18 protein-coding genes are annotated in these 23,530 nt (G+C 69.4%); 10 read left to right on the top strand and 8 right to left on the bottom strand.

Annotated features, from left to right (window positions below; genetic code table 11):
* Positions 1–31 precede the first annotated feature (31 nt).
* Positions 32–1,594, bottom strand: coding sequence for a flavin-containing monooxygenase (locus EPAKOI_RS16565; RefSeq protein ID WP_423192651.1), 1,563 nt, complete (start codon positions 1,592–1,594; stop codon positions 32–34).
* A 347-nt stretch (positions 1,595–1,941) separates the two neighbouring features.
* On the opposite strand from EPAKOI_RS16565, the gene EPAKOI_RS16560 reads away from it, so the two are divergent.
* The 7 genes from EPAKOI_RS16560 to EPAKOI_RS16530 all read left to right on the top strand — a co-directional run bounded on the left by EPAKOI_RS16560 (position 1,942) and on the right by EPAKOI_RS16530 (position 10,169).
* Entirely contained in the window at positions 1,942–2,526 is a 585-nt protein-coding gene (locus tag EPAKOI_RS16560; RefSeq protein ID WP_423192650.1) for a hypothetical protein, read from the top strand.
* A gap of 5 nt (positions 2,527–2,531) precedes the next feature.
* A complete protein-coding gene (locus EPAKOI_RS16555; RefSeq protein WP_423192649.1) occupies positions 2,532–4,127 on the top strand; it encodes a GMC family oxidoreductase N-terminal domain-containing protein in 1,596 nt (531 codons plus the stop codon).
* A gap of 215 nt (positions 4,128–4,342) precedes the next feature.
* On the top strand, positions 4,343–5,284 hold the full coding sequence (locus EPAKOI_RS16550) for a TetR/AcrR family transcriptional regulator (protein WP_313837394.1): 942 nt from the start codon (positions 4,343–4,345) through the stop codon (positions 5,282–5,284).
* Between the two features lie 218 nt (positions 5,285–5,502).
* Positions 5,503–6,402, top strand: coding sequence for a DUF1571 domain-containing protein (locus EPAKOI_RS16545; protein WP_423192648.1), 900 nt, complete (start codon positions 5,503–5,505; stop codon positions 6,400–6,402).
* A gap of 226 nt (positions 6,403–6,628) precedes the next feature.
* Positions 6,629–7,993, top strand: a complete 1,365-nt coding sequence (locus tag EPAKOI_RS16540; protein WP_423192647.1) for a DUF2957 domain-containing protein — start codon at positions 6,629–6,631, stop codon at positions 7,991–7,993.
* A 59-nt stretch (positions 7,994–8,052) separates the two neighbouring features.
* Entirely contained in the window at positions 8,053–9,303 is a 1,251-nt protein-coding gene (locus tag EPAKOI_RS16535) for a DUF2957 domain-containing protein (RefSeq protein WP_423192646.1), read from the top strand.
* Between the two features lie 14 nt (positions 9,304–9,317).
* Positions 9,318–10,169, top strand: a complete 852-nt coding sequence (locus tag EPAKOI_RS16530) for an OmpW/AlkL family protein (RefSeq protein ID WP_423192645.1) — start codon at positions 9,318–9,320, stop codon at positions 10,167–10,169.
* 161 nt (positions 10,170–10,330) lie between these two features.
* On the opposite strand, the gene EPAKOI_RS16525 is transcribed toward EPAKOI_RS16530, so the two are convergent.
* Genes EPAKOI_RS16525 through EPAKOI_RS16515 form a run of 3 tightly spaced genes read right to left on the bottom strand, consistent with a single transcriptional unit; the run spans position 10,331 to position 16,280 of the window.
* Positions 10,331–11,815 carry an efflux transporter outer membrane subunit gene (locus EPAKOI_RS16525; protein ID WP_124682819.1) on the bottom strand — a complete coding sequence of 495 codons (1,485 nt, stop codon included), beginning with the start codon at positions 11,813–11,815 and terminating at the stop codon, positions 10,331–10,333.
* Between the two features lie 2 nt (positions 11,816–11,817).
* Positions 11,818–14,973, bottom strand: coding sequence for an efflux RND transporter permease subunit (locus EPAKOI_RS16520; RefSeq protein ID WP_423192644.1), 3,156 nt, complete (start codon positions 14,971–14,973; stop codon positions 11,818–11,820).
* A gap of 53 nt (positions 14,974–15,026) precedes the next feature.
* Positions 15,027–16,280: an efflux RND transporter periplasmic adaptor subunit gene (locus EPAKOI_RS16515; protein ID WP_124682821.1), complete on the bottom strand. Its 1,254-nt coding sequence runs from the start codon at positions 16,278–16,280 to the stop codon at positions 15,027–15,029.
* Between the two features lie 432 nt (positions 16,281–16,712).
* Here EPAKOI_RS16515 and EPAKOI_RS16510 point away from each other — a divergent pair, with 432 nt between their 5' ends.
* Positions 16,713–17,423: a TetR family transcriptional regulator gene (locus tag EPAKOI_RS16510; RefSeq protein ID WP_124682822.1), complete on the top strand. Its 711-nt coding sequence runs from the start codon at positions 16,713–16,715 to the stop codon at positions 17,421–17,423.
* Positions 17,424–17,433: 10 nt separating this feature from the next.
* On the opposite strand, the gene EPAKOI_RS16505 is transcribed toward EPAKOI_RS16510, so the two are convergent.
* A complete protein-coding gene (locus EPAKOI_RS16505; RefSeq protein WP_172966094.1) occupies positions 17,434–18,525 on the bottom strand; it encodes an ABC transporter substrate-binding protein in 1,092 nt (363 codons plus the stop codon).
* 233 nt (positions 18,526–18,758) lie between these two features.
* Between EPAKOI_RS16505 and EPAKOI_RS16500 the strand changes: the two genes are divergently transcribed.
* Both EPAKOI_RS16500 and EPAKOI_RS16495 read left to right on the top strand, forming a co-directional pair.
* Positions 18,759–19,442: a response regulator gene (locus tag EPAKOI_RS16500; protein ID WP_124682823.1), complete on the top strand. Its 684-nt coding sequence runs from the start codon at positions 18,759–18,761 to the stop codon at positions 19,440–19,442.
* 4 nt (positions 19,443–19,446) lie between these two features.
* Positions 19,447–20,922: a sensor histidine kinase gene (locus EPAKOI_RS16495; RefSeq protein ID WP_124682824.1), complete on the top strand. Its 1,476-nt coding sequence runs from the start codon at positions 19,447–19,449 to the stop codon at positions 20,920–20,922.
* A gap of 884 nt (positions 20,923–21,806) precedes the next feature.
* Here the strand turns inward: EPAKOI_RS16495 and EPAKOI_RS16490 are convergent.
* From EPAKOI_RS16490 to EPAKOI_RS16480, 3 genes are read right to left on the bottom strand one after another with little or no spacing between them, the layout of a single operon-like run.
* The gene (locus EPAKOI_RS16490) at positions 21,807–22,655 is read right to left on the bottom strand and encodes a ChaN family lipoprotein (RefSeq protein WP_423192643.1); all 849 of its coding nucleotides are present in this window, start codon (positions 22,653–22,655) and stop codon (positions 21,807–21,809) included.
* Entirely contained in the window at positions 22,652–23,014 is a 363-nt protein-coding gene (locus tag EPAKOI_RS16485; protein ID WP_124682826.1) for a DUF2149 domain-containing protein, read from the bottom strand. Before EPAKOI_RS16485 ends, EPAKOI_RS16490 begins: the two co-directional genes overlap by 4 nt.
* Positions 23,011–23,520: a MotA/TolQ/ExbB proton channel family protein gene (locus EPAKOI_RS16480; RefSeq protein ID WP_253699989.1), complete on the bottom strand. Its 510-nt coding sequence runs from the start codon at positions 23,518–23,520 to the stop codon at positions 23,011–23,013. The genes EPAKOI_RS16485 and EPAKOI_RS16480 overlap by 4 nt, the downstream gene beginning before the upstream one ends.
* Positions 23,521–23,530: the final 10 nt, after the last annotated feature.

The following is a 23,530-nucleotide window of genomic DNA, read 5'->3' as shown; positions in this document are numbered from 1 at the left end:
TGTCTCCTCTGTCGTTGTGCGGATCGCCGCGTCAGGCGCGGACCGTTTCGGCATGCCCCGGCTCGGCGGCAGCGGCGTTGCCATGGCGCACCGGCCAGCGCTCGTAGTCGCCCATGCGGAACGTGGCCGTGGCGCGGCGGAACTGGAACGTGAAGCCGGGCCAGAGCGTCGTGTTCTTGTGGCTGCGCGGGTCGATGTACCAGCTCGCGCAGCCGCCGGCCGTCCAGATTGCATGGCCCAGCTTGCGCTGGATGCCCTGGTTGAAGTTCGCCTGCACGGTCGGGCGCACGTCCACGGCCTGCACGCCGTCGCGGCGCATCTGGCGCAGTGCGTCGAGCACGTAGTTCACCTGCGACTCGATCATGAACACCATCGAGCTGTGGCCCAGGCCCGTGTTTGGCCCGACGATCAGGAACAGGTTGGGAAATCCGGCCACGGTGGTGCCCAGGTACGCCTCGGCGCCGTCGCGCCAGGCATCGAGCAGGTCACGCCCGTCGCGGCCGACGATCACGCCGCGCGGCAGCGGATCGGTGGCATGAAAGCCGGTGCCCAGGATGATGGCGTCCGCGGGCCGGCGCGTGCCGTCGCGCAGCACCACGGCGTCGGGCTCCACGCGCGCGATGCCGGCGGTCACCACGTCGACGTTGTCGCGCATCAGCGCCGGGTAGTAATCGTTGGAGATCAGCACGCGCTTGCAGCCGATGGTGTAGTGGGGCGTCAGCGCCTGGCGCAGCGCGGGGTCGGGCACCTGCCGCTTCAGGTGGCGGCGCGCCACCTGCTCCACCGCCTTCATCAGCCGGGGATGGACCACAAAACCGAGCACGCGCGATTCCAGCATCCAGTACAGGCCCGTGCGGACCAGCGCCTGCGTGGCCGGCACATGGCGGAACAGCCAGCGCTCGGCCGCCGTGACCGTGCGGTCGGGCTTGGGCATGATCCACGGCGGCGTGCGCTGGTAAAGATCGAGCCGCGCCACCTGCGGCGCGATCTGCGGCACGAACTGGATGGCGCTGGCGCCCGTGCCGATCACGGCCACGCGCTTGCCGGCCAGCGGGTAGTCGTGGCGCCACTGCTGCGAGTGGAACAGCGTGCCGGCGAATGTGTCGAGGCCCGGGATATCGGGGATGGCCGGCCGGCTCAGGCCGCCCATGCCGGACACCAGCACGCGGGCGCGCACGCGCCGGCCATCGCGCATCCGCAGCCGCCAGAGCGCGGCGCCAGCGTCCCATTCGGCGCGCGCCAGCTCGTGGCCCAGCCGCAGGTGGCCGCGCAGGCCGAAGCGGTCGGTGCAGTGTTCGAGATAGCGGCGGATCTCCGGCTGGCGCGAGAACATGCGCGACCAGTCCGGATTCGGCGCGAACGAGAACGAGTAGAGATGCGATTGCACGTCGCAGGCGCAGCCGGGGTAGTGGTTGTCGCGCCAGGTGCCGCCCACCGAATCGGCCTTCTCGAAGATCAGGAAGTCGTCCACGCCCGACTGCTTGAGCCGGATGCCCATGCCGAGCCCGGCAAACCCGCTGCCGATGATGGCGATGTCGCACGCCTGTTCCGGCTCGGACGAGAGAAACGCTGGCAGCTCGGCGGGTGCATTCATGGGGGCGCTTTCCGGTCTGGTGCCACGTCGCGTCCGCCGGGGGTGGCGAGGGCTGCGAACACCGTTGATTGTGACATTGATCGATGTCATCGTAGGGTCCGCTGCCGGGTCGGTCAAATGCGGTGGATGGAAGGATTGCTCTATTTTTCGACGATTTCCAGCGCCGTTGGCGTCACATTAAACGGCGTTCGTGCCGAAAGACCGGCACGGCAGGCGCCAGTCGGTCGTGCGTTTGAAACCGTTGCACGGTCCAAAAAAGAAATGCGCCGCTTCGGCAGAATCGCAACGCCGCCCCAGTGCGGCCGCGCCAGCCCCCGGCGACGCGCAGAACAACATCCGGAGACACGATGACAAACCCTGCCGATCCCGCCGTCCCGCCCGACCCCTCGCGCCGGGTGTTCCTGAAGCTCGGCGCCGGGCTGTCAGCCGCCGTGGCCTGCTCGGCGCTGCTGCCGGGGCTGACGGGCTGTTCGCCGGCCGATACGCCGCCGCAGCCCGGCATGGCATGGCTGCGCCCGGCGGACGTGGCGCTGTTCCGCGCGGTGCTGCCGGCCGTGGCGAGCGAACTCGAAGGGCTTGACGCGGCAACCCGCGCGCGGCGCATCGACGCGGCCATGCGCAACATCGACGGCACCATTGCGGCGATGGACCTCAACGCACGCCACGAACTGCGCAAGCTGCTGGACCTGCTGGCCAGCGCGCCGCTGCGCTGGGTGCTGGCGGGCGTGCGCACGCCGTGGCACGCCGCCACGCCGGACCAGGTGCGCGCGTTCCTGGCGCGCTGGCGCGGCAGCCGGATCGGCGCGCTCAACGCCGGCGGCGTGGTGCTTGTGAAGCTGGCCAGCGTGAGCTACTTCGTCGCGCCGGACACCTGGGTCGCCAGCGGCTATCCCGGCCCCAATCCCGCCATCTACCGCGCCCTCCAGGGCTGACCGCCATGCCGATTCCCGATCTCTACAGCGCCGGCATCGCGTCCGGCTGGAAGGTGCTGGACGCCGCCACGTTCACCGCGCCGCGCACCATCGACGCCGACGTGGTCATCGTCGGCACCGGCGCGGGCGGCGGCATTGCCGCCGAGCTGCTCAGCGAGGCCGGGCTGAACGTGGTGATGCTGGAGGAGGGCGGCCTGCACACGTCCGACAGCTTCCGCGACATGGACGAGGCGCGCGCCTATCGCACCCTGTATCAGGAGGCCGCCGCGCGGGCCACGTCGGACGGCGCCATCTCGATCCTGCAGGGCCGCGCCGTGGGCGGCAGCACCACGGTGAACTGGTCGTCGAGCTTCCGCACCCCGCCGCGCACGCTGGCGCACTGGGCCGCGCACCACGCGGTGGCCGGCCACGGCGAGCCGGACATGGCGCCATGGTTCGCCCGGATCGAGGAACGGCTCAGCATGGCGCCGTGGGCGATGGATCCGAACCCTAACAACGCGGTGCTGCGGCGCGGGTGCGAAGCGCTCGGCTGGGAGTGGCACGTGATCCCGCGCAACGTGAAGGGCTGCTGGAATTCGGGCTACTGCGGCCTTGGCTGTCCGGTGAACGCCAAGCAGTCGATGCTGGTGTCGACGATCCCCGCCGCGCTGGCGCATGGCGCCACACTGGTCCACCGGCTGCGGGTACGGGCCATCGACCATGACGGCAAGGCCGTGCGGGGCGTGACGGGCGACGCGCTGGGCCATGACGGCTACTCGCCGACCGGCATCCGGGTCACCGTCCGCGCCCGCCATGTCATTGCCGCGGGCGGGGCCATCAACACGCCGGCGCTGCTGCTGCGATCCCGCGTGCCCGACCCGTACGAGCGGCTCGGCCAACGCACGTTTATTCATCCGGTGAATTTGAGTGTCGCCAAAATGCCGGAGAAAATCGATCCATACTATGGTGCGCCGCAGTCGATCGCGTCCGACCACTTCCAGTGGCGCGACGGCGCGACCGGGCCGATCGGCTACAAGCTCGAAGTCCCGCCGATGTTCCCTGGCATCAGCGCCGGCGTGCTGAACGGCATGGGCGACGACCTGCGGCGCGACATGGCCGCGCTGCCGCACGCCAACGCCATGCTGGCGCTGCTGCGCGACGGCTTTGTGCCCGAAAGCCCCGGCGGGCGGGTCCGGATTGCCGACGATGGCAGCCCGATCCTGGACTACGAAGTGAGCGACTACCTATGGGACGGGGTGCGCCGGGCCTACCTGAGCATGGCCGAGGCCCAGTTCGCGGCCGGGGCGCAGCGGGTGCGGCCGGCCCACCTGGATGCCACGTGGTACACAAGCTGGCCGCAGGCGCGCGACGCCATCGGCCAGTTGCCGCTCAAGCCGTTCCGCGTGCTCCTGTTCAGTGCGCACCTGATGGGCGGCTGCGCGATGAGCGAGGATCCGGCGCGCGGCGTGGTGAGCAGCGCGGGCCGCCATCACCAGTTGCCGAACCTGTACGTGCTCGACGGATCGGTATTTCCTACCAGCATCGGGGCCAATCCCCAGTTGTCAGTGCTGGCCCTGGCGGCGCAGAATGCCACGACGTTGCGCAAGACCATCACGGCGTGACTGAAATCGCCTGGCGGAATCGGCCACCACAGAAGGCTTGCAATTTAGAGCAAGTCTTCGAAAAATGGACTTGTGAAACGCTCGGAGCGCTGGATAGGCTCCCTACAACCGTTTGAAGCATCCGTATGCCGACAGAGCGCGGAGCGGGACGGTGGTGGATTGCGTGACATTTTTTTGCAGGGGTCCACAGCGGTTTTTCAGCGAGAGACGCCCCCATGAAGACCGGGAAAACCACGGCAGGAGATACGAAGGCCCGCATCCTCGATGCGACCGAGAAACTGTTCATCGAGGTAGGCTACGAGGCGACTTCGCTCAGGCAGGTGACTTCACGAGCGATCGTCAATCTGGCTGCCGTGAACTATCACTTCCGCAGCAAGGAAATCATGATGCAGTCGGTGCTGAGCCGCCGGCTGGATCCCCTCAACACGCGGCGCCTGGCGCTGCTGGACGCCTGCGAGGCCCGCTGGCCCGGCAACGCCATCCGCTGCGAGCACGTGATGGGCGCGCTGTTCGTGCCCGCGCTGCAGATGGCGCGCGAGCCGGAGATTGGCGGCCCGTCGTTCCTGCGCCTGCTCGGGCGCGTGTATTCCGATACCTCGCCATTCATCCAGTCCTGGCTGATGGGCCATTACGCGCCCGTCTTCGGACGCTTCTTCGAGGCGTTTGCGCGGGCGCTGCCCGACGTGCCGCGCCAGGAACTGGGCTGGCGCCTGCATTTCGCGCTCAAGGCGCTGGCCGGCGTGCTGGCTGGCGACGAACTGGGCAACCTGATGCCGGCCTTCACGCAGGGCAAGCGGATGAGCGACGCGCAGGTGCTGGCGCAACTGACGTCGATGGTGGTGGCGGCCCTGAAGGCGCCGTCGCCGGCCACGCAGGAACTGGGCGCCCTGCAGGAAGTGTTCGAGATCGGCGAGGCCCAGCACGCCGACGAACAGGCCCAGATGGCTGCGCAGGCCGCCACGGCCGAGACCGAAGCCCAGGAGCTGGCCGCCGCCACCGCCGCGGCGATGGGCCGGGCCCGGCGCAGCGCGCGGGCCGCACGCAGTGAAGGCGCATCGCGGCCACCCACCGCCAGCATGGCGGTACGCCGCGAGCATTGCGCCACCTTCCCCAGCAATCCGCTCGACGACTGGATGCGCACCCGCCCCAGGACATAGCGGCCCGCCGCCGCGGTCTCCACCGGGGCCGCGGCGCGCACCGCCACGAGCCGCGACGGCAACCGTCGCCTTCGAGAACGACCTGTTGATACGCCACGCCGACGGCGAGGCGTGACCCCCTGCGCGCCGCGCCTGCCGCACGCATGCACCTGCCGTGGCTGCCACGCGCGGGAGGGCCCCGTCTTGCCTGACGCCAGACCACACACTGGAGACACGCGATGAAGCAGATGGTCCCGATTGCCGCGATCGGCGGCATCCTGGGGTTCCTGGCCACGCAGCCGGGCACCCTGCTCCAGGCGCACGCGCAGGGCGCCCCGGCCGCGCCCGCCGCGGCCCGCCCCGCCACGCCCTACGACGGGTTGTCCACCGCCCAGCAGACCGCGCTGTTCGCCCGGCAGACGGCCAGCGGCGAACTGGCCGCGCTGCCGGACGCGCAGGTGCTGGCCGTGTTCGACGCGCTGCAGCCCGAGGCGCTGCTGACGTGGGCGCGCCAGGAGATCAACCGCTTTCCCGAGTACGAATACACGATGACGCGCCAGGAGCGGCTGAACGGCCAGTGGCAGGACAAGCCCGCGCGCATGTTCATCCGCTACCGCCACATGCCGCGCCAGCTTTATGCCAGGTGGCTGCCCAACGGCGCGCAGGCGGGGCAGGAGATCCTGTACGACGAAACCAAGCGCAAGGACGAGATGTACGGCCACCTGGGCGGCATCATGGGCTTCACGTCGATCTGGACGTCGATCGACGGCTCGCTGGCCAGGTCGCAGTCGAACCACACCGTGCGCGACCTGGGCTTCCAGTTCGTGCTGTCGATGCTGGAGCGCGACGCCAGGACGCTGCGCGCCGCCGGGCTGTCCGAGAAGTACAGCCGCGCCGAGATCGTGCAGGAGCACGGCACGCGCATGGTGGCGCTGACCTGGGAGCTGCCCGAGGGCGCGCCCAAGTACTACGCCAAGAAGGTCCAGCTGATGTTCGACCTCAAGCATCCGTGGCCGCGCGCGGAAACGGCCTGGGATGCCGACGGCAACATGGTCGAGAAGATCGTCTTCGAGAAGGCCGCGAAGAAGTCGTTCGATGCGTCCGCATTCGACCCCACCAACAGCGAATACAAGTTCTGAAGCGCGCCACGCCGGGCGTCACCCCCGTTTGAATGCGCGTGCCGGGCCACGCGCGGGCGGTTTGAACAGGCCACGTGATCGCTTGGCCAACAACGCCCCACGGCACGGCGGCGATGTTTGGAACGAGCGCTCTATTGCGCGCAGGCGCTTGAAACGCGAGATTCCGACCACCGTGCGACACCTTGGCCCATGCCGGTGCGCGCGCCATAAGAACGAGGAGACAACCATGCACCCGTCGATCCTTCGACGCACCACCTTTGCCGTTGCCGGGGTAAGCCTGACCATCGCGCTGGCCGCCTGCGGCGGCGGCGACGGCGACCCCGGCGGCACCACGCCGCAGGCCGCCGCGCAGCAATGCGCCACCAATGGGACGTGCACGCCGTCGGGCCCCACCCTCAATCATCCGGTGGCCGCCATCTGCCCGGCCACGCTGGACTACGGCACCACGTACACGGGCGGATCGGGGGCGGGCGAACTGCTGAAGATCCAGCTCGACAGCAAGCAGGGCACCTACCGCATCCAGGTGCTCGAATCGGCCGTGCCGCAGGTGCCGGGCGAGGTCAATCCCACCCGCGCCGGCGTGACGTTCACCGGCACCATGTCGCACCCGACCCGCCCGCTGCCCACGGCCGCGCAGAACAACTGCGCGTACGAGCTGAAGACCGCCGAGGCGTCCGACGGGCGCTCGCAGGCGCTGATCGATCCAGCCAATCCGCCGATCCTGTTCGTCGGCAACGGCGTGGTCGGCGGCGGCATCCCGGGCGCGACGATCAGCTTCGGCGGCATCTTCGGCATCGGCGTCATTCCGGCCAAGACGTTCCCGATGTACCCGGCGCTGGCGTTTGCCGAGACCGAGACCGATTTCAGCAAGGTGGCCGGACGCTACAACGTGCTGGGTTATCACCTGGTGCCGTCCGGCGGCAGCATCGTGGCCAGCGACCACTTCGTGGCCGGCACCTACAGCGGCACCGAAACGCTGCAGGCCGACGGGTCCTGCACGGGCCCGAACAACGCCGCCTGCCGCACGACGGGCACGCCGTGGACGCTGCGGGCCAATGGCGCGGGCTTCGACAGCGGCAACGCCGAGGCGTCCGGCGGCGCCCAGTATCCGATCTTCTACAGCCAGCGCGTACAGACCCGTGATTCGCGGGCCCGTGGCGTGCTGGTGGTCGGCAAGCTGGAAGGCCAGCGCGTGCCGCTGGTGGTGCGCGTGGGCTACGCCATCGCGGACCTGTCGACGTTCGACATCAACATCGACGACGAATCCGGCATCGCGCTGCTGGCGCCGGCCACCGCGGCCACGGCAGCCACGCTCAAGGGCGGCTACATCGGCTCGGGCAGCGATTTCCGCTACGTCGCATCGTCGCTGCACGACAAAGTGGGCGCGTGGCTCGATCCGCAGGACCCGTCGCTCACGCCCACGGGCGGCTTCCAGATGGATCTGACGCAGGCCACGCAGCCGGGGCTGGTGGGCACCGTGGACAACAGCGGCATCACCGGCTCGCTCATCACCACGGGCCCCGTGTACGCGCACCTGTTCGGCGACGCCGCCAACCCGACATTCCGCGTCAGCGCCGTGGCCAGCCGCTAGCCGCTGCCCGCACCCCAGTACCCTGCCTCGCCCATAAGAACGTACCAAGGAGACTCCACATGCAGCAGCATCCGATCCCACGCTGGACGCCGCGCCTGGCGCTGGCGCTCGTCACCACCACGTTGCTGGCCGCCTGCGGCGGCGGGGACGGCGGTGGCGGGGGCACGTCCACGCCGGCGTCGGTGACGCCACGGCTGTGTCCCGCATCGGTCGACTACTCGACGCCGTACATCGGCGGCACCGGCTCCGGCGAGCTGGTCAAGGTGCAGATCGACACGGCAAGGATGACGTGGGCCGTGACGTTCCTGGATTCGTCGGTGCCGCGTACGCCGGGCACGGTCTCGCCCACGCGCTCGGACCCCACCGACGGCAAGAACGTGATGACCGGCAAGCTGGCGCAGGAAACCACGCTGCCGACCCAGAAGCTGAACCAGTGCGCGTTTGTGCTGCAGGGCGCCAGCCTGGACCCGGCGCGCCCGGCCAAGCTGTTCCTGGGCGAGGGCGTGATGGGCGGCACCATCCCCGGCGCGCGCATCCAGTTCAACGGCCTGCTCGGCGCGGGCGCGGTGCCCGACACCACCTTCCCGTACTTCCAGTTCATCGGCTTTGCCCAGACCGAGACCGACCTGGGCAAGGTGGCCGGCGTCTACAACGGATCGGGCTTCCACGAGATCCCGTCGCAGGGCTTTGCGCAGGTGGCGCAGGACTACCGGATGTCGCTGGCGGCCGACGGCTCGTTCACGGTCTGCGACAACCGCAGCGGCGGCACCTGCAAGCAGAAGGGCAACAAGTTCGTGGCGCAGCCCACCGGCACGCTGATGTCCACCAACCACGAAGGCGAGCGCGCGCCGACGCTGGGCGCCGTGATGGGCCGCGCGTACCTGATCGTCGGCAAGCTGCGCGGCCAGCTGGTGCCGGTGATGATCCGCGTGGGCTACGCCAGCGCCGAGGCGCTGCCGCTGGGCGCCGACGACGAGATCGGCATCGGCATGATGGCGCCGGCCGTGGCGGCCACGCAGGGCACGATCAACGGCGAGTACGTGGGCGTGGACAGCGCGTTCGAGTACAAGACCACGGCGCTGGTGGGAGCCGACGCGGCCATGCTGGACCCGTTCCACGCATCGGATGCCACGCGGGCCATCGCGCTGAAGCTCGACTTCTCGCAGACCACGCCCGGCGTGATCACCACCACGCGCAAGGAAGGCACGCCCGGCATCACCGGCAAGCTGATGTTCACGGGCGGCGTGTTCGGCTTCCTGGAAAACCGCAACGGCAGCCCGTACTTCACGATCGGCGCCTTCGTCGAATAACAGGGGAGACCACGATGCAGAACAAGCGCCTCACCCTGGCATGCCGGCTGGCCGCCGCCGCCTTGCTGGCCGCCGGCCTGGCCGCGCCGGCCCACGCGCAGAAGGCTGGCGACAACGTCGTGTCGGCCGGCTGGTTCCATATCCAGACGTTCGGCACCAGCGGGCCGCTGACCACCAACGTCGTCGACGTGCCGATCAACTACCCGCTCGGGCTGCCGTCGTCGTTCACGGCGCCGGGCAGCGGGCTGTCGTCGTCGAACGCGGACACGCTGGGGCTGACCTTCAGCCACTTTGTCACCGACCACATCGCCATCACGGGCGTGGGCGGCATCCCGCCGACATTCAAGATCTACGGCCACGGCGAGCTGATCCCGCCCGGGCCCGCCGGCGCGCTGGGCCGCCAGAGCCTGGGCGACCCGTCGCTGAACCCGATCATCACGCGCGCGCGGCAGTGGAGCCCGGCCGCCATGGTGCAGTACCACTTCCGCTCGCCGGGGGTGTCGTTCCGGCCGTTCGTGGGCGTGGGGGTGTCGTACAACTTCTTCACCGACATCAAGGTCAACCCGGCCTTTGCCGAGTCCGTCAACAACAACCTCGGCGCCATCCTGGCCGCGGGGGCCGGCATCCCCGGCCCGACGTCGGTCAGCGCCGACGCGTCGTCGTCATGGGCGCCGATCTTCAACCTGGGCGCCACCTACAACTTCAACGAGCACTGGGGCGTGACCGGCGCGGTGACCTACATCCCGCTGAAATCGGAATCGACGATGACGATCAAGGCGTCCGACGGCACCGTGCTGTCCACGTCGAAGACCACGCTGCGGCCCAACCCGCTCGTGTTCTTCCTGGCGGCGACGTACAAGTTCTGACCGACGATCCCGGCGTTGTTGCTTCCCGCTCCCGCTCGCGGGAGAGGGGTCGGGGGAGAGGGCGGGCGCATCAGCATCCACCCCGTCATGCGCCAAAAGAAAAAGGGCGAAGCACCGAAGGCTTCGCCCTTTTTCATGGACAGTCGCGCTGCACGCGACGATTACTGCGTGGTCGTCGTCGCCGGGGCCGGCTGCGGGGCCGCCTGGGCCACCGCGCCGGTTTCGTTCAGCCCGCCGCCGAGCGCGCGGTACAGGTCGATCGCGTTGGTCAGCCGAAGCTGCCGCGCCTGCACCAGCGCCTGTTCGGCCGAGAACAGCTGGCGCTGGGCGTCCAGTTCGTCCAGGTAGCTCGCCACGCCGCTGCGGAAGCGCAGCCGCGACAGCTCGTAGCGCGCGGCCTCGGCGTTGCGCTGCTGCTCCTGGCCGGCCACCTGTTCCTCCAGCGTGCCGCGTGCCACCAGCGCGTCGGCCACCTCGGAAAACGCGGTCTGGATCGTCTTCTCGTAGTTGGCCACCTGGATGTTCTTGCGCACGTTGGCCAGGTCCAGGTTCGACAGGTTGCGGCCATAGTCGAAGATCGGCAGCACCAGTTGCGGCGAGAACGACCACACGCCCGCGCCGTTGTCGAACAGGTTCGTGAACGACGTGCTGATGTTGCCCGCGTTGGCCGTCATCGTGATGCGCGGGAAGAACGCCGCGCGCGCCGCGCCAATGTTGGCGTTGGCCGACAGCAGCGCCTGCTCGGCCTGGCGGATGTCCGGACGCTGCGTCAGCAGATCCGAGGGCAGGCCCTCGGGGATGTCGCTGATGATGCGCTCGTCAGACAGCCGCATCGGCGCCGGCAGGTTCGGAATCTCGGCGATGGGCTTGCCCACCAGCACTTCCAGCGCGTTCTGCGCCTGCGCGCGCTGACGCGCGAGCTGGGCGGCGGACACGCGGGCCTGGGCCACCAGAGACTCGTTGTCGCGCAGATCCAGCGCCGACGTGGCGCCGGCATCAAAGCGCTTCTTGGCCAGTTCGAACGTGCTCTGGCGCGCCTCCAGCGTCTCGCGCGCCAGATCGTACTGCTCGGCGGCGGCCCGCTCGGCCAGGTACGCCTTGGCCACCTCGGACACCAGCGAGATGTACGCGGCGCGGTGCGCCTCCTCGGTTGAGAAGTACTGCGCCAGCGCGGCGTTCGACAGGCTGCGCACGCGGCCGAAGAAGTCCAGCTCCCACTGCGTCACCGACAGGCCCACCTGGTAGATGTTGCCCGTGAACGACTGGTTCACGCCCGACGTGGCGCCCGAGAACCGCCCGCGCTGGAAGCTCGCGTTGCCGTTCACCGTCGGCAGCAGGTCGGCGCGCTGGATCTGGTACTGCGCGCGCGCTTCCTCGATCCGCAGCGCGGCCGTGCGCAGGTCGCGGTTGTTTTCCAGCGACGTGGCGATCAGCGTCTGCAGCCGCGGGTCGGTAAAGAACTCGCGCCAGCCGATATCGGCGGCCCGGCGCGTCTCGCCGCTCTTCACCTCGGCCGTGGCGTAGCCGTCCGGCGCGGCCGGGTAGCTGCCGGCCACGGGGGCGGCGGGGCGGTCGTAGCGCGGCGCCAGCGTGCAGCCGCTCATCACCCCGGCCACCAGCAGCAATGTGGTCAAAGTCTTGGTCATGGTCAGATTTCCTTCTGGCTGCTTTCCAGGCGCGCCTGTTCGCGTTCCTGCTGGGCCTTGCTGCCCTTGAAGCGGCTGCGCACCACCACGAAGAACACCGGCACCAGGAAGATCGCCAGCACCGTGGCCGTGATCATGCCGCCCATCACGCCGGTACCGATGGCGCGCTGGCTACCCGAGCCCGCGCCGGTGGAGATGGCCAGCGGCAGCACGCCCAGGATGAACGCCATCGACGTCATCAGGATCGGGCGGAACCGCAGGTGCACCGCTTCCAGCGTGGCGTCGATCAGGCTGCGGCCCTGCGCCTGCAGGTCCTTGGCGAACTCGACGATCAGGATGGCGTTCTTGGCCGACAGGCCGATCGTGGCGATCAGGCCCACCTTGAAGTACACGTCGTTGGGCATGCCGCGCAGCGTCACGCCCAGCAGCGCGCCGATCACGCCCAGCGGCACCACCAGCAGCACCGACACCGGGATCGACCAGCTCTCGTAGAGCGCGGCCAGGCACAGGAACACGATGATTAGCGACAGCGTGTAGAGGATCGGCTCCTGCGAGCCGGCCAGGCGCTCTTCATACGACTGGCCCGACCACTCGAAGCCAAACCCCGGCGGCAGCTTGGCGAAGTTTTCCTCCATCACGCGCATCGCCTCGCCCGTGGACTTGCCCGGCGCGGCCTGGCCGGCCAGCTTCACGGCCGGCATGCCGTTGTAGCGCTCCAGGCGCGGCGAGCCCATGATCCACTGCGACGTCGAAAAAGCCGAGAACGCCACCATGTCGCCGTTGCCGTTGCGCACGCGCAGCTTGCCCAGGTCGTCGGGCAGCAGGCGGTCCTGGCCTTCGGCCTGCACGATCACGCGGCGCACGCGGCCTTCGTAGATGAAGTCGTTCACGTACGACGAGCCAAAGGCGATCGACAGCGTCTGGTTGATCTCGGCCACCGATACGCCCAGCGCGCGGGCCTTCTCGCGGTCGATGTCGATGCGCAGCTGCGGCGCGTCTTCCTGGCCTTCCGGCCGCACGCCAACCAGCGCCTGCGACTGTGCGGCCATGCCGAGCATCATGTTGCGCGCCTCCATCAGCTTCGCGTGGCCTTGGCCGGTACGGTCCTGCAGGCGGAAGTCGAAGCCCGACGAATTGCCCAGCTCGGCAATGGCCGGCGGGTTCAGCGGGAAGATGATGGCGTCCTTGATGAACGACAGCGTGCCGAAGGCGCGGCCCACCAGCGCCTGCGCGGTCTGGTCCTCGCCCGGACGTTCCTTCCAGTCCTTCAGGCGCACGAACGCGATACCGCCGTTCTGGCCACGGCCGAAGAACGAGAAGCCGGCCTCCGTGATCATCTGGTCCACCACCTTCGATTCCTTCTGCAGGTAGTAGTCCTCGATCTGCTTGAGCACGCCGATGGTGCGCTCCTGCGTGGCGCCGGTCGGCAGCTGCACGACCGTGATCATGTAGCCCTGGTCCTCGTCGGGCAGGAACGACGACGGCAGGCGCTGGAACAGCACCACCACGCCGCCGATGATCAGCGCGTAGATGATCAGGTAGCGGCCCGAGCGCTTGAGGATGCGCGCCACGATGCCCTGGTAGCCCGTGGATGCCGTGGCGAACGTGCGGTTGAACCAGCCGAAGAAGCCCTTCTTCTCGTGGTGGTGGCCGGCTTCCACCGGCTTGAGCAGCGTGGCGCACAGCGCCGGCGTCAGCGTCAGCGCCAGCAGCGCCGAGAACGCCATCGACGAGATCAGCGACAGCGAGAACTGGCGGTAGATGTTGCCCACCGAGCCCGAGAAGAACGCCATCGGGATGAACACGGCCGTCAGCACCAGCGTGATGCCGATGATGGCGCCCGTGATCTGGCCCATGGCCTTGCGGGTGGCCTGGCGGGGCGACAGCCCTTCCTCGCTCATGATCCGCTCGACGTTCTCGACCACCACGATGGCGTCATCCACGAGGATACCGATCGCCAGCACCATGCCGAACATCGTCAGCACGTTGATCGAGAAGCCGAACGCCAGCATGGCGCCGAACGTGCCCAGCAGCGCCACCGGCACCACCAGCGTCGGGATCAGCGTGGCCCGGAAGTTCTGCAGGAACAGGTACATCACCAGGAACACCAGCACCACGGCTTCCAGCAGCGTCTTGACCACTTCCTCGATCGAGATCTTCACGAAGGCCGAGGTGTCGTACGGCACGCTGTACTCGTAGTCGGGCGGGAAGAAGCGCGACAGCTCTTCCATCTTGGCGCGTACCGCCTCGGCCGTGGCCAGCGCGTTGCCCGTGGGCGACAGCTTGATGGCGATGGCCGACGCCGGCTTGCCGTTGATGCGGGCCAGCGTCGAGTAGTCGGCGCCGCCCAGTTCCACGCGGCCCACGTCCTTGATGCGCACCGACGAGCCGTCCGGGTTCACGCGCAGCAGGATGTTGGCGAACTGCTCCGGCGTGGTCAGTCGGCTTTCGGTGCTGACCGTCGCGTTCAGTTCCGTGCCGCGCGGCGACGGCGTGCCGCCCAGTTCACCCACGGCCACCTGGATGTTCTGTTCCTCGACGGCGGCGGTCACGTCCAGCGGCGTCAGGTTGTAGCCCGTCAGCTTGGCCGGATCCAGCCAGATCCGCATTGCGTACTCGGTGCCGAACAGGTCGGCGGCGCCCACGCCCGGCACGCGGCGGACGGAGTCCACCACCTGCGCCGAGACGAAGTTGCCCAGCTCGATCGCGTCGGACTTGCCCGACTTCGACGAGACCGTGATGAACATCATGTAGTTGTTGTCGGCCTTGTCGACTCGCACCCCCTGCTGGCGCACTTCGGCCGGCAGGCGCGCTTCCACGCGCTTGAGGCGGTTCTGCACCTCGACGGAGTTCAGGTCGGCGTTGGAGCCCGGCGCGAACGAGATGTTGATCGTGGCCAGCCCCGACGACTCGCTCTGCGACTCGTAGTAGAGCAGGTTCGGTGCGCCGTTGAGCTCCTGCTCGATCGGCGTGACCACCGAGTCCTCGATCGTCTTGGCCGACGCGCCCGGGTACGTGGTGGTCACCGTGATGATCGGCGGCGCGATATTGGGGTACTGCGCGATCGGCAACTGCGTGATCGCCAGCATCCCGCCCAGCACGATGATCAGCGCGAGCACCCACGCGAACACCGGCCGGTCGATGAAAAACTTCGCCATGAATCTGGCTCCCTAAACGGATTCTCTGCGGATTCTCTGGATGGCTCGCCGCCTCAGCCCTGCTTGGCCGGGGTGGCCTGGCCGGCCTTGGCGTCCTTGCCGGCGGCGGGCTGCGCGCCCTGCGCGGCGGCGCCCGATGCCGGCGCGGCTTCCGCCGTCTTGGGCGCCTGGAACGGCACGGCCTTGGCCGGCGCCCCGGGGCGCACCTTCTGCAGGCCCTCCACGATCACCTTCTCGCCACCCTTCAGGCCCTCGGTCACGACCCAGCGGTCGCCGATGGCCTGCGGGGCCTTGACCGGCACGGCGGCCACGTTGCCGTCGGCGCCCACCACCATCACGCTGGCGCCCTGGGCGCTGCGGATCAGCGCGCGCTGCGGCACGGTCAGGGCGGCTTCGTCGATGCCCTGCTCGATCTTCACGCGCACGAAGGTGCCGGACAGCAGTTCACGCTTCGGATTCGGGAATTCGGCCCGCAGCGTGATGGCGCCGGTGGTCGGGTCCACGGTCATGTCGGTGAACAACAGCTTGCCGGTGGCGCTGTATTCCTTGTCGCCGGCTTCCGGGAACAGGTGCACCCTGGCGCCGCCGTTCACGCCCTTGACCTTGCCCGACTCGATGGCGGCCCGCAGGCGCGCCACTTCCGACGCCGGCTGGGTGAACGTGACCCAGATCGGATCGACCTGCTCGACGGTGGCCAGCTTGGTCGCCTCGCCCTTGCCGACCAGTGCGCCTTCCGTCACCAGCGCGCGGCCCACGCGGCCCGAGATCGGCGCAGTGACCGTGGTGTAGCCCAGGTTGATCTGGGCCGTGGTCACGGCCGCCTTGGCGGCGGCGATGTCGGCATTGGCCTGGCCGGCGGCGGCCACGGCATCGTCGTATTCCTGCTTGCTGACGGCGTTCACGGCCACCAGCGGCTTGTAGCGCTCGGCCTTCTGGCGGGCCGAGACCGCGTTGGCCTCCGCGCGTTCCAGCTGGGCCTTGGCCGATGCAAGCTGGGCCTGGTACGGGGCCGGATCGATGCGGAACAGCACCTGGCCCGCCTTGACCTCGCCGCCTTCGGTGTAGTTGCGCGACAGCACGATGCCTTCCACGCGCGCGCGCACTTCGGCCGTGCGCACGCCTTCCAGGCGGCCCGGCAATTCGTTGACGACGGCGACGGCGGACGGTGTGACGGTAACCACGCCCACTTCCGGCGGCGGCGGGGCGCCACCTTCGGCGGCCTTCTTGCCGCAGGCGGACAGCGCCACGGCAACGGCGATGGCGGCGGCAGCAACGGCTACGCCACGGACTGGTTGGGACTTCCTCATCGATAACCCCGTGATGGCAATTTGAGATCTGCCGCGCCGCTCCCGGCATGGCGCAGGAAGCAGTTGCGCCCCGGGGGCGGGGCGCGGCGGCTAAAAAGTGAAGTTTGAGTCAGACGGAATCGGCGGCGGGACTGGCGGGTCACCTGCACCCGCGAAAAAACGGCTTGGCCGAACTCCGGACAAGCGCGTAATATAGATACATTCGCGCATATATGTAAGTCCCGCTTACGAAATTAGCGGTGCCCGCAACACATGGCACCTGTTGTGTGCATTGGAATGTTCGGCCGCCGTGAGCACGATTGTTCCATTCACGGTACGATGCGGCCCGCCGCAACCATCGGGCGACTTGCAAGGCCAAAGCCCCTGGCCGCGACATCCGCGCAAGGGGTCAGAAGACCCGGACGGCAAGCCCTGGTCCTGGGAAAAGAGGAAATGGTCAGACGTACCAAGGAAGAAGCGCTAGAGACGCGCAACCGGATTCTTGACGCGGCGGAAGCCGTGTTCCACGCCCGCGGCGTGGCGCGCCCGTCGCTGGCGGACATCGCCGAGGCGGCCGGCGTCACGCGCGGCGCCATCTACTGGCACTTCAAGAACAAGAGCGACGTGTTCGCCGCCATGTGCGACCGCGTGAACCTGCCCGTCGAGGCGCTCTGCGCGCCCGAGCGGCTGGCGCTGCAGGAAGACCCGCTGGGCGGCATCCGCGACATCTGCGCGTTCGTGTTCCGCCAGACCGTGACCAATCCGCAATGGCGCCGGGTGTTCGAGATCATCTTCCACAAGTGCGAGATGGTGGAGGACAACGGCGCGATCTTCGAGCGCCAGCGCCAGTCCCACCAGGAAGGCACGGTCAAGATGCGCGAGCACCTGCGCCTGGCCATGGAACGCGGCCAGCTACCCGCCGACCTGGACCTCGAACTGGCCGTCAACGCGTTCCATGCCGCCATTGGCGGCGTGCTGGCCCACTGGCTGTTTTCCCCGACCGATTTCGAACTGAGCCGCGAGGCCGAGCGCCTGGCGGACGCCTTTGTCGACACGCTGCGCCTGTCTCCCGCGCTGCGCCTTGGCTATGTGCCGCGCCCGATGGCGCCGCTGGACGCCGAGATGGCCGCGCTCTGCGAGCGGCCGCAGACCGTCGTCGCCTGATTCCCCCGCTTCAGCCTTTCAGCGCCTCGCGCCAGCGCGCGAGGAAGGCCCGCTTGCGCAGCGCGTCCTGCGCGGCCAGCAGCCCGGGGCCGACGCTGATCGGCTTGAGCGCGTAGCCCAGCCGCTCGGCCAGCGCGTTGGCAGTGTGCTGGCTGTCGGTGTCGGTGCGGATGGTGTAGAGCTGCGACGTCGACCGGCTCAGCAGCGCCTGGCCTTCGCGCGACAGCAGGTAGTCCAGCCATAGCCGCGCCGCGTGCGGGCGCGGGGCGCGCCGGGCGATGAACGCCACGCGCGACATCACCAGCGTGTAGTCGCGCGGCGCAATCACGCCGATGCCGGCGCCGCGCTCCATCAGCGACAGCGCGTACGACCCCAGCAGGTTGTAACCCAGCACCAGTTCGCCGCTGGCGATCTGCTCGATCATGTCGGCCGTCGACGCCGACAGCCGCACCCCCGCCCGCCCCAGCGCCTGCGCCAGATACCAGAATTCGCTGCCCATGCGCGCGTCCTGCTGCGCCAGCAGGTAGCCCACGCCTGAGCGCTCCACGTCGTACGTCACTACCTTGCCGCGCCATTGCTGCACGTGTTCCTGCAGCAGCCGCGCCAGCCCGCTGCGGCTGCCGGGCACGTGCGCGCCCGCGAAATGCTGGCGGTTGTAGACGATCACGGCCGGCTCGAACGTGGTGCCCCAGGCCTCGTCGCGCCACACCGCCCAGCCGGGCAGCCCCCGGCGCTCGGGCGACTCGTAGCGCTGCGCGTGGCCGTCGTTAACGAGCTTGATTTGCAGGTCCATCGCCGTGCTCCACAGCACGTCGGCATACGCCGCGTCGCGGGCCGGCCGGCCGTCGCCCAGGCGCGCGGTCTCCGCCAGATAGCGCTCATGCAGATCCAGCGTATTCAGATCCTGATACTGGACCCGCACGCCCGGAAAGCGCGCCTGGAAGCCGTCGATCAGCGGCTGCACCGCCTCCAGGTCGGTCGATGCATAGACCGACACCGCGCCTTCCTGCTGCGCCCGTGCGATGGTCTCCGCGTAGTCGCCCGGATACCCGGCCGGCACGCGCGGCGCCGGCTGGGCGCCCGCGGGCAGGCCCAGCGCCATGGCCCCGCCCGCCAGCAGCAGATGGCGGCGCGTGGCGCGGAAGGCGTCGGGGTCGGCGGATTCGGAGGAAGGGGGCAGGCTCGGCGGCACGGGAATCGGAGGCGGGCGGACCGCTGGCGATGACGCGGCGGCCCGCGGACACCTGGGGGGCAGGGCGGAGGTATTATAGGCGCCCGCGGGGGCCCCGGAGCGGCCCCGCGCGACACGACGAGAGCGGGCAGAGGAGGTCCGGCATGCGCATCCTGCTGGTGGAAGACGAGGTGGAACTGGCCCGCTGGGTGGCCCGCGCGCTGGAGCAGGGCGGCTTTGTCATCGAGCACGTGGCCGACGGCCTGCAGGCCGAGGCCCGCCTGATGGCCGAGGAGTACGACGCCGTGGTGCTGGATCTGCGCCTGCCCGGCAAGGACGGCCTGGCGGTGCTCAAGTCGATGCGCGGCCGCGACGACCGCACGCCCGTGCTGATCCTGACCGCGCAGGACACGCTCGACGAGCGCGTGCGCGGCCTGAACCTGGGCGCCGACGACTACCTGCCCAAGCCGTTCGCCATCGCCGAACTGGAAGCCCGCATCCTGGCGCTGATCCGCCGCAGCCGGGGCCGCGCGCACCCGCGTCTGCAATGCGGCACGCTGGTCTTCGATGGCGAGACGCGCAGCTTCACGCTGGGCGGCGCGCCGCTGTCGCTCACGCCGCGCGAATCGACGCTGCTGGGCGCCCTGCTGGCCCGCAGCGGCCAGCCGCTGACCAAGGCGCAGTTGCTGGACAAGGTGTTCTCGCTCGACGCCGACGTCAGCCCCGACGCCATCGAGGTGCTGGTCTACCGCCTGCGCAAGAAGCTGAGCGGGCACGGCGTCACCATCGTCACGCTGCGCGGCTTCGGCTACCTGCTGGAACCGGAAGCCCCCGACGCCGGGGCCTGACGCCATGTGGCCGCGCCACCTGCGCCCGCGTGCGCGCCTGCCCGTGCGCCAGTGGCTGCGCGGCAGCCTGCGCCGGCAGTTGCTGATCCTGCTGGTACCGGCGCTGGCGCTGATGATGGCGGCCGACACGTGGTTCACCTACGGCACGCTGCGCGACGCCGCCAACACCGCCTACGACCGCTCGCTCTACGGCTCGGTGCGGGCCATCGACAACGCCATCGGCATGGCCGGCGAGAGCGTGCAGCTCACGCTGCCCGACGCCGCCATGGAAATGTTCGAGACCGCCGCGCAGACCCACGTGTTCTACCGCGTGTCGATGGAGCGCGGCGGCAGCGTCGAGACCGTGACCGGCTACGACGACCTGCCGCTGCCCCGGGGCGCGCTGGCCAACAACGTGCCGCGCTTCTACGACGCCACCTATCACGGCGACGCCGTGCGCATCGCCGCGCTGGCGCGGCCAATCTACCGCCCCGACGCCAATATGCGCGTCATCATCCAGGTGGCCGAAACCGCCGAGCCGCGCGCCGCGCTGATCGGCAACGTCTGGCGCAGCGCGCTGCTGCGCGACATCGCGCTGATCACGCTGTCGGCGCTGATCCTGGTGGGCGGCATCACCTACGTGCTCAAGCCGCTGCAACGGGTACGCGACGACGTGCGCGCGCGGTCGCCCGAGGACTTGACGCCGCTGCGGTTCGACATCGTGCCGGTGGAGGTGCGCCCGCTGGTCGACGCCGTGAACCTGCACGTGTCGCGCTCCGAGGCGATGGCGCAGTCGCAGGCCCAGTTCATTGCCGACGCCGCGCACCAGCTCCGCACGCCGCTGGCCATCCTCAAGACCCAGGCGGAATTCGCCCAGCGGCAACTTCAACTGCCGCACGACGCCCCGGCACGCGCGGCGGCATCCGAGGCGGTGGGCGGCATCGTCACCCAGCTCGAACAGGCGGCCCGGCTGACCAACCAGCTACTGGCGCTGGCCCGCGTGCGCCAGCCCGCGCGCGACGCCGCGGCGTCCGAGGAAGTGGCCGGCATCATCGACGCGGTGACGGTGGCCGAACAGGTGGCGCTGGACTACCTGCCGCTGGCACGTGGCAAGCAGCAGGACTTCGGCTGGGAACGCCCGGCCGGCCTGACCCTGCCCGTGCGCGCCGACGCCGCGCTGCTGCGCGAGGCGCTGGCCAACCTGGTCCACAACGCCATCCAGTACTCGGGCCGCGGCAGCCGTATCACGCTATCCGCCGCCCGCCGCGACGGCCACGCGCTGCTGACCGTGGAGGACGACGGCCCCGGCATCCCGCAAAACGAGCGCGAGAAGGTGTTCGCCCGCTTCTACCGCCGCGTGGAAAACACCGAACCGGGCTCCGGCCTGGGCCTGGCCATCACCCGCGAGATGGCCGCCCGCTTCGGCGGCAAGGTCACGCTGCGCGACGCGACACAGGGCAGGGGGCTGAGGGCGGAACTGGATTTCCTGCTGGCGGAGTAGGGCAGCGCCGCACGGCACCGCCCGCCGTCTTGCTCCGCTTTCCCGCCTGCGGGAGAGAGGTTGGGGGAGAGGGCCAGCGGTTCACAATGCGACACCCATCGGCAAGCAGATCCTCAACGCCCTCACCCCCGGCCCCTCTCCCATTGCATGGGAGAGGGGAGAAAAACTCGGCGCGCAGCGGCAGACCAAACCACGCCTCACCGCCCGCCGTCCTGCTCCCCTCTCCCGCCTGCGGGAGAGGGGGTTGGGGGTGAGGGCCAGCGGTTCAAAATGCGAGATCCGTCGGCAAGCGGACCCTCAACGCCCTCACCCCCGGCCCCTTTCCCATTGCATGGGAGATGGGAAAAAAACCGGCGCGCAGCGGCAGACCAAACCACGTATCACCGCCCGCCGTCTTGCTCCCCTCTCCCGCCTGCGGGAGAGGGGGTTGGGGGTGAGGGCCAGCGGTTCAAAATGCGAGACCCATCGGCAAGCAGACCCTCAACGCCCTCTCCCCGGCCCATCTCCCATTGCATGGGAGATGGGAAAAACCGGCGCGCAGCGGCAGACCAAACCACGCATCACCGCCCGCCGTCTTGCTCCCCTCTCCCGCCTGCGGGAGAGGGGTTGGGGGAGAGGGCCAGCGGTTCAAAATGCGAGACCCGTCGGCAAGCAGACCCTCAACGCCCTCTCCCCCGGCCCATCTCCCATTGCATGGGAGATGGGAAAAAACCGGCGCTCAGTGGCAGACCAAACCACGTATCACCGACCTCCGTCCTGCTCCCCTCTCCCGCCTGCGGGAGAGGGGTTGGGGGAGAGGGCCAGCGGTTCAAAATGCGAGACCCGTCGGCAAGCAGATCCTCAGAGGGGAGAACAACTGGCGAGGTGGCAGAACGGACCACGCACTACCGCGCCATCGGTTTTCCCATCACCGCGTCCTTGCACGGGTCCTCGCGTTGCTTGGCGGGTACGCGCACCACGGTGTCGAAGCCGGTGGGGGGCGAATCGGGTTCCAGGTAGCCGATGCTCAGCACGCCGTTGCCGGTATCGGGCAGCCAGCGGGGCACGCCGATGTCGCGGCGGACGTGGCCGTTGCCGGCGATCAGTACGGCGCCGCGGCTGGCGTAGGGACGCAGGGTCTGGGCCATGACGGCGTCGCGCGCGGCCTGGGCGTCGAGCATGCCGGGCAGCATCGCCTTGGGGAAATGGCCGCAGTGGCCGGCGTCGAGCGCGGCGGTCTGGGCGGCGGCGATGTCCGCCGGAAGCGCGCGGTCCAGGCCCAGCGCCGTCTGCTGGTCGCGGGCGAAGACGTCGCCCATGCCGCCGCGCACGATGCGCGATGCGTCGGCGCGCGACAGATTCGCGGCCAGCAGCGGCAGGTCGTACTGCAGCGCCAGCGCCACCACGGGCCGGTACAGCGTCCAGTCCCAGCCGCTCTTGCCGCCGGCCGCCTGCGCGATCAGGTAGTCGGCGTCGCGCGGCCGTTCGCGGCGGGCGCGGTCGATGTCGGGCTGGCGTTCGCGGTCGAACTGTTCCATCGCGATGGCCGGGCGCCAGCCGGCCGCCACCGCGCGCGTCAGCGCCTGCAGCCGCTGCTGCTGCCCGTCCGCGTTGTCGTGGACCTCGCCCAGCAGCACATAGGACTTGCCGGCGAACTGCCGGCTGGCGGCATCGGGCGACGGCTGCGTCGAGGCGCAGCCGGCCACCATTACCAGCGCCGCCACGGCGGCCGGGACGTTCAGGAATCGCATCATGGCCGCGCGGGCTCCGGTTGCGACGGCGCCCGGTCGGTGCCGCCTGTCTGGGTCACTTCGGGCACGTAGACCATCGACCCGTCCTTCATCCGATAGGCCACGCCCGCCTTGATGCCGTCGCCGGCGCCCGCCTGGCCGCTGGCCTGGTAGCGCACGATCTTCTCGCCCTGGCGCGACACGATTTCCATGTTCGGCTTGCCCGGGTTCGAAATCACGGTCACGTCCTGGTGCAGGAACGGGTTCAGCGGGTTCTGCGCCACGGTCACCAGCAGCGCGGCGATCACCACCAGGAACACGTCGATCAGGTTCACCACCGACAGGATCGGGTCGTCGGCCTCGCTTTCGTCCAGGAACTTCATGCCTCGGGCTCCCACTGCGGCGGCGTCTGGCCCAGCCACACCAGTTCCTCGGCCAGCCAGCGCCGGCGCACGTTGACCACCCAGAACGTGATGCTGGCCGCGATCAGCGCCAAAATCACCGCCGAGAACGCGATGGTCAGGTTCTCGCCGACGTTGGCCAGGTTGCCGCCCGACAGGCTCTTGAGCGCCGGTCCCATCGGAATCATCGTCGCGACCAGCCCCAGCATCGGCGCCACGCGCGTGGCGATGCGAGGGCGTTCCAGCAGCTTGTGCGCGGTCACGTCCAGCGCGTCGGGGTGGGTCACCTTGTGGCGCCGCGCCCAGGCCACCAGCGGGTAGCCGCGCCCGGTGCCAATCGCATGGCGGCTGCGCAGCCACGCCTGCATCGCAAAGTCGCCCAGGGCCCAGAAGGCGTAGAGGAACAGCAGGCCGATCAGCACCAGCGTGGGGTACAGGAAAAGCTGGCCCACGTCATACATCAGGGATTCGAGCAGCGAAGGGGTCATGATCGAAAGA

Source organism: Cupriavidus sp. H18C2 (genome assembly GCF_049393795.1).
Taxonomy (GTDB): Bacteria; Pseudomonadota; Gammaproteobacteria; order Burkholderiales; family Burkholderiaceae; genus Cupriavidus; species Cupriavidus pauculus_C.
Note: the sequence above shows the minus strand (reverse complement) of the source record. Positions and strands in the feature narration are given on the sequence as shown.